At 72.9% G+C, this 12,297-nt stretch carries 8 protein-coding genes; 3 read left to right on the forward strand and 5 right to left on the reverse strand.

The genetic code is table 11. From position 1 onward, the window contains the following. Positions 1-208: 208 nt before the first annotated feature. From AB0C69_RS26205 to AB0C69_RS26220, 4 genes are all read right to left on the reverse strand, one after another. Positions 209-961 (reverse strand): succinate dehydrogenase/fumarate reductase iron-sulfur subunit, encoded by a 753-nt coding sequence (locus AB0C69_RS26205; RefSeq protein WP_185032610.1) that lies wholly within the window; start codon positions 959-961, stop codon positions 209-211. 2 nt (positions 962-963) lie between these two features. Further along, positions 964-2,916, reverse strand: coding sequence for a fumarate reductase/succinate dehydrogenase flavoprotein subunit (locus tag AB0C69_RS26210; RefSeq protein WP_360357815.1), 1,953 nt, complete (start codon positions 2,914-2,916; stop codon positions 964-966). A 3-nt stretch (positions 2,917-2,919) separates the two neighbouring features. Beyond that, the gene (locus AB0C69_RS26215) at positions 2,920-3,609 is read right to left on the reverse strand and encodes a succinate dehydrogenase cytochrome b subunit (protein ID WP_360357817.1); all 690 of its coding nucleotides are present in this window, start codon (positions 3,607-3,609) and stop codon (positions 2,920-2,922) included. Positions 3,610-3,810: 201 nt separating this feature from the next. After that, complete coding sequence (locus AB0C69_RS26220) at positions 3,811-5,043, reverse strand: SpoIIE family protein phosphatase (protein ID WP_360357818.1); 1,233 nt, start codon at positions 5,041-5,043, stop codon at positions 3,811-3,813. 303 nt (positions 5,044-5,346) lie between these two features. On the opposite strand from AB0C69_RS26220, the gene AB0C69_RS26225 reads away from it, so the two are divergent. Next, entirely contained in the window at positions 5,347-7,101 is a 1,755-nt protein-coding gene (locus AB0C69_RS26225) for an ABC transporter ATP-binding protein (protein ID WP_360357820.1), read from the forward strand. Then, entirely contained in the window at positions 7,098-8,822 is a 1,725-nt protein-coding gene (locus AB0C69_RS26230; protein ID WP_360357822.1) for an ABC transporter ATP-binding protein, read from the forward strand. The genes AB0C69_RS26225 and AB0C69_RS26230 overlap by 4 nt, the downstream gene beginning before the upstream one ends. 189 nt (positions 8,823-9,011) lie before the next feature. Here the strand turns inward: AB0C69_RS26230 and AB0C69_RS26235 are convergent, their stop codons facing one another. Continuing rightward, positions 9,012-11,090 carry a prolyl oligopeptidase family serine peptidase gene (locus AB0C69_RS26235; RefSeq protein ID WP_360357824.1) on the reverse strand — a complete coding sequence of 693 codons (2,079 nt, stop codon included), beginning with the start codon at positions 11,088-11,090 and terminating at the stop codon, positions 9,012-9,014. Between the two features lie 172 nt (positions 11,091-11,262). Between AB0C69_RS26235 and AB0C69_RS26240 the strand changes: the two genes are divergently transcribed. After that, complete coding sequence (locus tag AB0C69_RS26240; RefSeq protein WP_360357825.1) at positions 11,263-12,273, forward strand: serine/threonine-protein kinase; 1,011 nt, start codon at positions 11,263-11,265, stop codon at positions 12,271-12,273. Positions 12,274-12,297 lie beyond the last annotated feature (24 nt).

Genomic DNA, 12,297 nt, shown 5'->3' on the forward strand with positions numbered 1-12,297 from the left:
TGTGGTCTGCTCGCCGTGGCCGGGCAGGACGGCCGTCTCGTCGGGCATCGTGAGGCCGGAAAGGGGGAAGGACGCGTCGGGGAGCCGTTCGTCCTGGTGGTAGGGGAGGAGTGTGACCGTCATGCGGACACATTAGAACGGTCCCGCCCGGTACTCCGGGCGGGACCGAGAACAGCGGCGGCCGGGATCGCTCCCTCTGCCGCGCCCGCTACCGCTTCTTCCCGCCGGCGGTCGCCTTCAGGTAGTCGTGGTTCAGCCGGCCGATGACGTCCAGCGGGATCCCCTTCGGGCAGGCGACGGTGCACTCGCCCGTGTTGGTGCAGCCGCCGAAGCCCTCCTCGTCGTGGGTGTCCAGCATGGACACGACGCGGTCCCAGCGCTCGGGCTGGCCCTGCGGCATCAGGCCGAGGTGGGTGACCTTGGCGCCGAGGAACAGGGCGGCCGAGCCGTTCGGGCAGGCCGCGACGCAGGCGCCGCAGCCGATGCACTCGGCGGCCTCGAACGCGCGGTCGGCGTCGGGCTTCGGGACGGGCGTCGAGTGCGCCTCGGGGGCGGTGCCGGTCGGCGCGGTGATGTAGCCGCCCGCCTGGATCATCCGGTCGAACGCCGACCGGTCGACCACCAGGTCCTTGACCACCGGGAACGCCTTGGCGCGCCACGGCTCGACGTCGATGACCTCGCCGTCCTTGAACTTGCGCATGTGGAGCTGGCACGTGGTGGTGGCGCGCTCCGGGCCGTGCGGGGTGCCGTTGATGACCAGCGAGCACATGCCGCAGATGCCCTCGCGGCAGTCGTGGTCGAACGCGACCGGCTCCTCGCCGGAGGCGATGAGCTTCTCGTTGAGGACGTCCAGCATCTCCAGGAACGAGGCGTCGGGGGAGACGTCGTCGAGCTTGTACTCGACCATCCCGCCCTTGTCCTGCGGGCCGCTCTGGCGCCAGACGCGCAGTGTGAGCTTCATGATTACTTGTACGACCTCTGCGTGGGCTTGACGTACTCGAAGTTGAGGGCCTCCTTGTGGAGGACGGGCTTCGCGCCCTCCCCGGCCCATTCCCAGGCGGCGACGTAGCCGAAGTTCTCGTCGTCGCGCTTGGCCTCGCCCTCCTCGTCCTGGCTCTCGGCCCGGAAGTGGCCGCCGCAGGACTCGGCGCGGTGCAGCGCGTCGATGACCATCAGCTCGGCCAGCTCGAAGAAGTCGGCGACGCGGCCCGCCTTCTCCAGCTGCTGGTTCAGCTCCTCGCCCTTGCCGGTGACCTTGACGCGCGTCCAGAACTCCTCGCGCAGTGCGGGGATGAGGTCCAGCGCCTTGCGCAGCCCCTCCTCGGTGCGCTCCATGCCGCAGTACTCCCACATGATGTGGCCGAGCTCGCGGTGGAAGGAGTCGACGGTGCGGTCGCCGTCGATCGACAGCAGCCGCTCGATCCGCGTCCGCACCCGCTCCTCCGCCTCGCTGACCGCCGTCTCGGCGACCGGGGGGAGGCTGTTGCGGGCGATGTAGTCGCCGATGGTGTTCGGCAGGACGAAGTAGCCGTCCGCGAGGCCCTGCATCAGCGCGGAGGCGCCCAGCCGGTTCGCGCCGTGGTCGGAGAAGTTCGCCTCGCCGATGACGAACAGGCCCGGGATCGTGGACTCCAGGTCGTAGTCCACCCACAGGCCGCCCATCGTGTAGTGGACGGCCGGGTAGATGCGCATCGGCGTGTCGTAGGGGTTCTCGCCGGTGATGCGCTCGTACATCTCGAAGAGGTTGCCGTACTTGGCCTCGACCTTGTCCCGGCCGAGGCGCGCGATCGCGTCGGCGAAGTCGAGGTAGACGCCGAGCCCGCCGGGGCCGACGCCGCGCCCCTCGTCGCAGACGTTCTTGGCCGCGCGGGAGGCGATGTCGCGCGGGACGAGGTTGCCGAAGGACGGGTAGATGCGCTCCAGGTAGTAGTCGCGCTCGTCCTCGGGGATGTCGTAGGGCCTGCGGGTGTCGCCGGCCTTCTTCGGCACCCACACGCGGCCGTCGTTGCGCAGCGACTCCGACATCAGCGTCAGCTTCGACTGGTGGTCGCCGCTGACCGGGATGCACGTCGGGTGGATCTGGGTGTAGCAGGGGTTGGCGAACAGGGCGCCGTGGCGGTGGGCGCGCCAGGACGCGGTGACGTTCGAGCCCATCGCGTTCGTGGACAGGAAGTACACGTTGCCGTAGCCGCCGGACGCCAGAACCACCGCGTCCGCGGTGTAGTGCTTGACCTCGCCGTTGATCAGGTTGCGGACGACGACGCCGCGCGCCCGGCCGTCCTCCATGATCAGGTCGAGCATCTCGTGCCGGGGGTACAGCTCCACGTTCCCGGCGTCCACCTGCCGCATCAGCGCCTGGTAGGCGCCGAGGAGCAGCTGCTGGCCCGTCTGCCCGCGCGCGTAGAACGTGCGGGAGACCTGCGTGCCGCCGAAGGAGCGGTTGTCGAGCAGGCCGCCGTACTCGCGGGCGAACGGGACGCCCTGCGCGACGCACTGGTCGATGATCTGCCGCGAGATGTCGGCGAGCCGGTACACGTTGGACTCGCGGGACCGGAAGTCGCCGCCCTTGACCGTCTCGTAGAACAGCCGGTACACGCTGTCGCCGTCGTTGCGGTAGTTCTTGGCGGCGTTGATGCCGCCCTGCGCGGCGATCGAGTGGGCGCGGCGCGGGGAGTCCTGGAAGCAGAACTGCTGGACGTGGTAGCCGGCCTCGCCGAGGGTGGCGCCGGCCGAGCCGCCGGCCAGCCCCGTCCCGATAATGATGATCTTCTTCTTGCGCTTGTTGGCCGGGTTGACCTGCTTGGCCTCGAACTTGCGGGTCGTCCAGCGCTCCTCGATGGCGCCCGCCGGGGCCTTGGCGTCGGCGATCGGCTCGCCGGGCGTGTAGAAGCCGGTGGTCATGTCGTCAGCTGCCATGGATCAGCTCACCCATCCGAACGTGATGGAGACGGGGACGGCGACGAAGCCGAGCGTGACGAGCGCGGCGGTGGTCGCGGCGAGGCCCCTCAGGGCGTTGTGGCTGCGCGGCGTGCGCAATCCCAGTGTCTGGAACGCGCTCCAGATGCCGTGGTGGAGGTGGAGTCCCACGAGCAGGATCGCGACGACGTACCAGACCGTGATGTACCAGCGGGACGGGTCGAAGTCGGCGACCATCCGCTCGTAGGGAGTGGCGTCGGCGCCCTTGGGGTTCAGGGCGAAGAACGTGAGGTCCAGCAGGTGCCAGACGACGTAGACGGCGATGATGATCCCGCCGTACCGCATCGTCCGGACGGCGTAGCCCTGCGCGTGCGACTTCTTCTTCGACTGGTACTTCACGGGACGCGCGTGCGCCGCGCGTTTGGCGAGCGACACCGCCGACCACATGTGCAGCACGACCGAGACGCCGAGCACGAGCTCCAGGACCGTGAGCACCGTCCGCCGCGGCACCGCGGGCTCGCCCATCGTGCGCAGCCACTCGGCGTAGTGGTTGAAGTCCTCCGCGCCGAGGAAGATCTTCAGGTTCCCGATCATGTGCAGGACCAGGAACAGCACGAGGATGCCGCCGGTGACGGCCATCACGGCCTTCTTGCCGACGGTCGATCGGTAGATCGCAGGTATCGCTATAGCCACGACCTGCACGTTATGTCCGGCTCGGCGATTCGTTCCAAGTCATGAGCGCACTGGTGGCGATAGCCGCAGGCTATGAACACACGCCGCACGCGCCTTGTGGCCGTTCCGTGACCCGAGTGCGGGTGAGGGACTTCACAGGCGGTGCGGGAACTCTGCCGGTGAGTGACCCAGAAGACATTGACGGAGGTCAGGGGCTTGTGGTCAGCGCCCTGGACGCTCCGATTCGCCCTGCCGCGACAGCAGCAGGACGGCGAGGTCGTCGGTCAGGGCGTCGCCGTTGAGGCGCTCCACCTCGGTCACCAGGGCGTCGATCAGCGACCGTCCGGCCGCGCCGCGGGTGCGCGCGGTGCGGGCCAGGCCGACCAGGCCCTCGGTGCCGAGCCGGTCCGAGCCCTCGCCGACCCGCCCCTCGATCAGGCCGTCGGTGTAGAGCATCAGGCCCCACGACTCGCCGAGGTCGATCTCGGTGGTCGGCCACTCGGCGCCGGGCACCAGGCCGAGCGCCGGGCCGTGGGCGTAGTCGGGGAGCGCCGCGACCTCGCCGCCCTCGCCCGGCGCCCCGCGGAACAGCAGCGGCGCGGGGTGGCCGGCGAGGTGCATCCGCGCGGTCCGCCGGGACGGCGCGATCGTGACCATGCAGAGGGTGGTGAAGATCTCCTCGCTGCGCCGCTCGTGCCCGAGAACGGTGTCGAGGGTGCCGAGCAGCTGCTCGCCGGTGTGCCCGGCGAGGACGAGCGTCCGCCACGCCATGCGGAGCTGGACGCCGAGGGCCGCCTCGTCGGGGCCGTGCCCGCAGACGTCCCCGATCATCAGGTGGACGGCGCCGCCCTCGGTCTGCACGGTGTCGTAGAAGTCGCCGCCGAGCAGCGCCCGCCGCCGGCCGGGCCGGTAGCGGGTGTGGTGCCGCAGCGTCGGGTCCTCGATCAGCGGGACCGGCAGCAGGCCGCGCTCCAGCCGGGCGTTCTCGCGGCCGAGGATGCGGGCCTCCACGAGCCGCCGCTCGGTCTCCTCCGAGCGCTTGCGCTCTATCGCGTAGCGGATCGCGCGGGCCAGCAGCGGCCCGTCGACCTCCTGCTTGACCAGGTAGTCCTCGGCGCCCGCGGCGACCGCCTGGACGCCGAGGCGGCCGTCGTCCAGGCCGGTCAGCACGACGACGGCGGCCGGGCCGGACAGCGCGAGCACCCGCCGCAGCCCCTCCAGCCGGTCGATGCCGGGCGTGGACAGGTCGACGATGATGCACTGGACGCGCCGCGTCAGCATGCGCCGGGCGGCGTCCAGGTCGCAGGCGACGGTGATCCCCGCGTCCAGGCCGCTGTCGGCGAGCATCTTCTCCACCATGAGCACGTCGGTGGGGTCGTCGTCGATGAGGAGCAGCTCGATCCTGTCCTCGGTACCTGGCGTGAGGGGATGCGTCTGGTGACTGATGGTGCTCACAGGGCTTCCGGAATGTCGGGCTGGCGACGGCACTGGCAACGACCGCGTCGTCCCGCTCGTCCCCGCGGAAACGGGGAGCGGCACGGGCCGCGCCGGGGCAGCGGCGTGGGCCTAGCCGCCAAGGGTCCCGGCTCATGGAGCGGAGGAAGCATCGCTCCGTACGGTGACGACCTTAGCGTGTCCACGCGGCCGGGCGCACCCCCTGAGCCCGCCTTTGTCGGTGCTTCCGGACGGACCGAAACCCGTTTGCGCTGCTGAAAAACCAGTCGTGTGCCGGGAGTTCCCCTGCATAACCTTCGTCGGGTGAAGCCGTTGCCGGTGAAAGATCCTGGCGGCCCCGACCACGTTGTGCGAGGGCGGACGACGTCCCCCGACCCTTGGAGCGCCTCCCGCGCCGATCGAGGATCCCCCGCGCGCTACCTGCTGTCGCTGCTGCGCGCCCAGTGGCGCAGCGTGACCGCGGGCGCCCTCTTCGGCGTGGCCTGGATGCTGAGCCAGGCCCTGATGCCCGCCGCGCTCGGCCGCGCCATCGGCGACGGCGTCGCGGCGCGGGACGAGGGCGCCCTTCTCACGTGGGCCGCCGTCCTGCTCGGCCTCGGCGCCGTGCAGGCCGTGACGGGCGTGCTCCGGCACCGGTGCGCCGTGTTCAACTGGCTGTCCGCCGCGTACCGGACCGTCCAGCTCGTCACCCGGCAGGCCACCCGCCTCGGCTCGACGCTGCCGAAGCGGCTGAGCGCCGGCGAGGTGGTGAGCGTCGGGCTCTCCGACGTCTCGCACATCGGCGACACCATCGACATCGTGGCGCGCGGGTCGGGCGCCGTGGTGGCGATCGTCGTCGTGGCCGGCATCCTGCTGTCCACGTCGCCGCCGCTCGGTCTGATCGTGCTGGTCGGCGTCCCCCTGATCCTGGTGGCGGCGGCCCCGCTGCTGCGCCCCTACCGCGAACGGGAGCAGGCGCACCGCGAGCTGGTCGGCGAGCTGACCACGCACGCCACCGACCTCGTCGCGGGCCTGCGGGTGCTGCGCGGGATCGGCGGCGAGGCCCTGTTCTCCGGCCGCTACCGCGCCGAGTCCCAGCGGGTGCGCGAGGCGGGGGTGGCGGTCGCGCGGGCCGAGACGCGGATGAGCGGCGCCGAGGTGCTGCTGCCCGGCCTGCTGATCGCGCTGGTCACCTGGGCCGGCGCCCGGTTCGCCGCGCGGGGGGAGATCGGCGTCGGCGAGCTGGTCGCGTTCTACGGGTACGCGGTGTTCCTGATCGTCCCGCTGAAGACGCTCGGCGAGGCCGCCAGCAAGATCACCAAGGGGCTGGTGGCGGCGGGCCGGGTCACCGCGCTGCTGCGGCTCGACCCCGAGCTGCCCGCCGCCGGGACGGCCCGTCCGGCGGCGGACGCCGAGCTCGTCGACATCGCCTCGGGGCTGGTCGTGCGGCCGGGCCGGATCACCGCGGTCGCCGCGGCCGACCCGCGCGACGCGCAGGCCGTCGCCGACCGCCTCGGCCGGTACGCCGACGGCGAGGTCGACTTCGGCGGCGTCCCGCTGCGCGCGGTCGCGGACGTCCGCGAGCGGATCCTGGTCGCGGTCAACGAGGACCGGCTGTTCTCCGGCCCGCTGGCCGAGTCGCTCGCACCGGACGCCGGCGAGCCCGCGCTCCGGGCGGCGATCCGCGCGGCCTGCGCCGAGGACGTCGTCGACCCGATCGGGCTCGACGCGCACGTGGCGGAGGCCGGACGGGAGTTCTCCGGAGGCCAGCAGCAGCGCCTCCGCCTGGCCAGAGCGCTCGCCGCCGACCCCGACGTGCTCGTCCTCGTGGAGCCGACCAGCGCGGTGGACGCGCACACCGAGGCGCGCATCGCCGCCAGGCTCGGCGAGGCGCGCGCGGGCCGCACCACCGTGGTGTGCACGACGAGCCCGCTGATGCTGGACCGCGCCGACCATGTCGCCTTCGTCCGCGACGGCCTGGTCGTCGCGGAGGGCACGCACCGGGAGCTGCTGGACTCCGAGCCGCGCTACGCGGCGACCGTCACCCGCGGCGAGACCACGGAAAGGGCGGGCACATGAGCGCCCGGATACTGCCCGTCGCGACGCCCGCGCAGGTGCGGGCCTACGCGCGGCGGCTCGTCCTCCGGCACCCGCGCGACCTCGCCCTGGTGCTGGCCCTGCACGCGCTGGCGGCCGTCACCGGGCTCGTCACGCCGCGCCTGCTCGGCTCCCTGGTGGAAGGCGTCCGCGACGGCCGCGCCGACATCGACACCACCGGCCTGGCCATCGCCGGGTTCGTGGTCGCCCAAGGCGTTCTGATCCGGTACGCCTACCTGGCGTCGGCGAGGCTGGGCGAGCGGGTGCTGGCCGAGCTCCGCGAGGAGTTCGTCGACCGCGTCATGGCCCTGCCGCTGTCGACGGTCGAGCGCGCCGGCACCGGGGACCTGGTCACCCGCGCCTCCCGCGACGTTGACACGCTGAGCACCTCCGTCCGGTACGCGATGCCGGAGACCCTCGTCGCCATCGTCGTGGGCGGGTTCACCGTCGCCGCGCTGATGGTCAACGGGCCGCTCGTCGCGCTTCCCGCCCTGGTCGCGGTGCCGTTGCTGGTGGCGGTGATGCGCTGGTACCTGCCCCGCGCTCACAGGGGCTACCTGCGCGAGAACGCGGCATGGGCGGGCATCGCCGACGGGCTGACCGAGACCGTCCAGGGCGCCCGGACCGTGGAGGCCCTCGGGCTCGCCGAGCGGCGGCACGAGCGCGGCGACGCCGACATCGCGGCGTCCTACGAGGTCGAGCGGTACACGCTGCGGCTGCGCACGGTGCTGTTCCCGGTGATGGAGATGAGCTTCGTCCTGCCCGTGGTGTCGACGCTGCTCGTCGGCGGCCTGCTCTACATCAACGGCATGGCCACGCTCGCGCAGGTGACCGCCGCGACGCTGTACGCCCAGCAGCTCATCGAACCGGTCGACACGCTCATGCAGTGGCTGGACGAGCTCCAGCTCGGCGGCGCGTCCCTGGCCCGGCTGCTCGGCGTCGGCGAGGTCCCGCCCGACCGCTCGCCGAACGGGGACCGCCCCGCCGGGGAGCGGATCGCGGCGCGCGGCGTCCACTACTCCTACCGCCGCGGCCACGACGTCCTGCACGGCGTGGACCTCGACCTGAGACCGGGCGAGCGCCTGGCGATGGTGGGGCCCAGCGGCGCGGGCAAGTCGACGCTCGGCCGCCTCCTCGCCGGCGTCGACGGGCCGCGCGCGGGCGCGGTCACCGTGGGCGCGGGCGGCGGCGTCCCGCTGGTCGAGCTGCCCCTGGACGACCTGCGCGGCCACGTCGCGCTGGTCACCCAGGAGCACCACGTGTTCCGCGGCACCCTCCGCGAGAACCTCGTGATGGCCCGCGAGGGCGCCTCCGACGACGACGTCCGCCGGGCCCTGGCCGCCGTCGACTGGGACGGCCCCGGCCTCGACGCCGTCGTCGGCTCGGGCGGCGAGCCCCTGTCGCCCGCCCAGGCCCAGCAGCTGGCGCTGGCCCGGCTCGTCCTCGCCGACCCGCACACGCTCGTCCTGGACGAGGCGACGTCCCTGCTCGACCCGCGCGCGGCCCGCCGCCTGGAACGCTCGCTCGCCGCCGTCCTGGACGGCCGGACCGTCGTCGCCATCGCCCACCGCCTCCACACCGCCCACGACGCCGACCGCGTGGCCGTGGTGGAGAACGGCCGCATCACCGAACTGGGCACCCACGAGGAACTCCTGGAGGCCCGGGGCTCCTACGCAGCCCTCTGGGCCTCCTGGAGGAGCTAAGAGGGTCGACCTCAGCCACCTACGCGACCACGCAACGACCTCAATGGTTGCGATCGCGTCCGAAGGCAGGTTCGAGCTTGCGAGAACCTGATCGCGCAGCGAGCCGCCAGGCGAGCCGGAGCGATGCCAGCGATCGCCCGCGTTTATCGACGATGGAGGGCCGCCAGGCCCGAAGGAGGAGAGAAATGCTCATAGAAGAGCCTCCTTGAGGAAGTGGACCTGGATGTGGAGGAGGTTCTCGGCGACCACTTCCTGCGGGGTCATGTGGGTGACCCCCGACAGGGGGAGGACGGTGTGCGGGCGGCCGGCGGCCAGGAGGGCCGAGGACAGGCGCAGGGTGTGCGCGGCCACCACGTTGTCGTCCGCCAGACCGTGGATGATCATCAGTGGCCGCTTCAGGTCGGCGGCCCTGGCGAGCAGGGAGTTGTCGTCGTAGTTCTCCGGCTCCTCGTCGGGGTGGCCCAGGTACCGCTCGGTGTAGTGGGTGTCGTACAGGCGCCAGTCGGTGACCGGGGCGCCGGCGACGCCCGCGTGGAAGACGTCCGGGCGGTGCATGACGGCGAGGGCCGCGAGCCAGCCGCCGAAGGACCAGCCGCGGATGCCGACGCGGTCGAGGTCGAGGGCGGCGGGGTGCTTGCGGGCCGCCTCGATCAGCGCGCTGATCTGGTCGTCCAGGACGGGGCCGACGAAGTCGCCGCGCACGGCGCGCTCCCAGGCGGGGCCGCGCCCGGGGGTGCCGCGCCCGTCCGCGATCACGACGGCGAAGCCCTGGTCGGCGAGCCACTGCGCCTCGCAGTACGAGCGCTGGACGGCGAGGACGCGCTGCGCGTGCGGCCCGCCGTAGGGGTCCATCAGGACGGGCAGGCGGCCGTCCCCGCGCTCCCAGCCGGTGGGCAGCACGACGGCGGTGCGCAGCTCGCGGTCGCCGGCGCGCAGCAACTCCACCCGCGGCGTGATCACCGGGGTCTCGGCGAACGAGGCGACGGGGTGGACCGCGTTCGCCGTGCGCACCTCGGCCTGGGAGCCGAGGCGGTCCAGCCGCGCGCCCGAGACCACGGTGACGCCCCCTGACCGGGCGCCGCCGAAGACGCCCTGCCCCTCGCTGAGGCGGGTCACCTCGCCGTTCTCGTAGGAGTAGAGGTGGACCTCGGTGGGCTCCTCCCAGGCGGTGAAGAGGACCGACTCGCCGTCCACGCCGAGCACGGAGCGCAGCTGGAGGCCGGCGGGCGTGACCGGCTCGCCCGCGACCGTGAGGCGGCGGGTGTCGGTCGCGGCGTCCTCGGTGGCCCAGACGAGGTCGCCGCCGTGCGTGCGGACGGGCAGGCCGGGGATGACCTCCGTCCAGACGGGGTCGTGCTCGGTGTGCAGCAGCGCGGTCTCGCCGTTGGTCGGGTCGACCCGCAGCACCCGCTGGGAGCGCTGGTCGCGGGGCTGCACGACGATCAGGAGGCCGTGCCGGTCCCAGACGGCGGTCACGAGGTAGGGGAACATGCCGCGGTCCCAAGCCACCGCCGTGCGCCCGCCGTCCACCTTCAGCAGCACCAGGGAAACCAGGGCGTTCGGGGTGCCGGCCGCCGGGTAGGCGATCTCGGACGGCTGCCGGTCCGGGTTGGCCGGGTCGGCGATGTGCCAGCGCTGCACGGGCGTCTCGTCCACCCGCGCGACCAGCAGGGTCCCGCCGTCGGGCGACCACCAGTGGCCGCGCATCCGGCCCATCTCCTCCGCGGCGACGAACTCGGCGAGGCCGTAGGAGACCTGGTCGGACTCGGGCTCGACGAGCGCGCGGTCGTCCGCGCCGCCCATCTCCACGACCCGCAGCGTGCGGCCGGACACGTAGGCGACGCGGCGGCCCGCGGGGTCGGGGCGCGGGTCGAAGACGGGCGGCCGGGCGGGCAGCTCCCGCACGAGGGCGGTGTCGAGGTCGACGGCGTACAGGCGCCCGCCCAGGGTGAACACGGCCTGCCCCATGGCGCGGTCGGTCGCGTACCCGACGATGCCGCCCGCCTGCTCGCGGGCGCGCTCGCGCCGGGCCCGCTCCTCGGCGGGCAGGTCCTCCTCGCCGGGGACGTCCAGCGCGGCCGGGTCGGCGACGCACTCCTCCTCGCCGGTGGCGGTGTCCAGCGTCCACAGGCAGGTCACCGGATCGTCGCCGGCGCGGGTGCGCAGGAAGGCGACGCGCGACCCGTCCGGCGCGATCTGGAAGGCGCGCGGGACGCCGAGGCTGAACCGTCGCGTGCGGGCGCTCTGCCGCGGATAGCTGATGCTCATGGCAGCCGAGTCTGCCAGGACGGTCCGGAACTGCGGCGCACGGTGGCCTCCTGCCCTCTATGATCACGGGTCGTCGCGTGGTGGACGGGAATGTCCCGTGCCCGTGTCCGCGCTCGCGTAAGCTCAAAGCTTCCCCAAGCACTTCTGTCGTCGCGGGCTGAGGAGTATGTCAATGCCTGAGCTGCAGCCGGGTGACCCCCGGCGGCTCGGTTCCTACGAGATCGTCGACCGGCTCGGCGAGGGCGGCCAGGGCGTCGTCTACGGCGGCGTCGACGCCTCCGGGAACCGTGCCGCGATCAAGCTCCTGCGCGCCGACCTGGCCGGCGACACGATGGCGCGCAACCGGTTCGTCCGGGAGGCGCAGGCGGCCAAGCAGGTCGCGCGGTTCTGCACCGCGCAGGTCCTGGAGGCCGACGTCGCGGGCGACCAGCCCTACATCGCCAGCGAGTACGTGCCGGGGCCGTCGCTGTACAAGCAGGTCACCGAGACCGGCCCGATCAGCGGCGCGCCGCTGGACCGGCTCGCGATCGGCACCGCGACCGCGCTCGTCGCGATCCACCAGGCCGGCATCGTGCACCGCGACTTCAAGCCGCACAACGTGATCATGGCCCCGGACGGCCCCCGGGTGATCGACTTCGGTATCGCGCGGGCCCTGGACACCGGGCAGACCAACGCGACCAAGGCGATCGGCACCCCGTCCTACATGGCGCCCGAGCAGGTGGCGGGCGCCACCCTCACCGAGGCCGTGGACGTGTGGGCCTGGGCCACCACGATGGTGTTCGCCGCGACCGGGCGCCCGCCGTTCGGCGACGACACCGTCGTCGCGGTGATCAACCGGGTGATGAACGAGCCGCCGTCGCTGGACGGCGTGCCCGCCGACCTGCACCGGCTGATCGCGGCCTGCCTGGTCAAGGAGCCGGAGCGGCGGCCGACCGCGCAGCAGATCATGATGGCGCTGATCGGCAGCGGCCCGGGCGGCGCCGGGCAGACCCGCATGGACGACCCGGCCCAGGCCACCACGATGCTGGCGGAGGGGTCGACGCTCGCCGCGGGCGGCCTCGCCGGCGCCGGGATGATGGCGGGCGCGACCCAGCCGGGCCGCGGAGCGGCCCCCGTCGCGCCGCGCGACTACACCCATCGGGAGTGCGGCGGGTGGGGGAAGTGTGTAACCACCTCAGAGTAGATGTGCGTGGTCGGCGAAAGAATA

The organism is Actinomadura sp. NPDC048032 (assembly GCF_040653175.1).
Classification (GTDB): Bacteria; Actinomycetota; Actinomycetes; order Streptosporangiales; family Streptosporangiaceae; genus Spirillospora; species Spirillospora verrucosospora.

What these genes read in the sequence shown, in the direction of transcription:
- AB0C69_RS26205 (WP_185032610.1), bottom strand. Translation starts at nt 961, where the DNA reads ATGAAGCTCACACTGCGCGTCTGGCGCCAGAGCGGCCCGCAGGACAAG.
- AB0C69_RS26210 (WP_360357815.1), bottom strand. Translation starts at nt 2,916, where the DNA reads ATGGCAGCTGACGACATGACCACCGGCTTCTACACGCCCGGCGAGCCG.
- AB0C69_RS26230 (WP_360357822.1), top strand. Translation starts at nt 7,098, where the DNA reads ATGAGCGCCCGGATACTGCCCGTCGCGACGCCCGCGCAGGTGCGGGCC.
- AB0C69_RS26235 (WP_360357824.1), bottom strand. Translation starts at nt 11,090, where the DNA reads ATGAGCATCAGCTATCCGCGGCAGAGCGCCCGCACGCGACGGTTCAGC.
- AB0C69_RS26240 (WP_360357825.1), top strand. Translation starts at nt 11,263, where the DNA reads ATGCCTGAGCTGCAGCCGGGTGACCCCCGGCGGCTCGGTTCCTACGAG.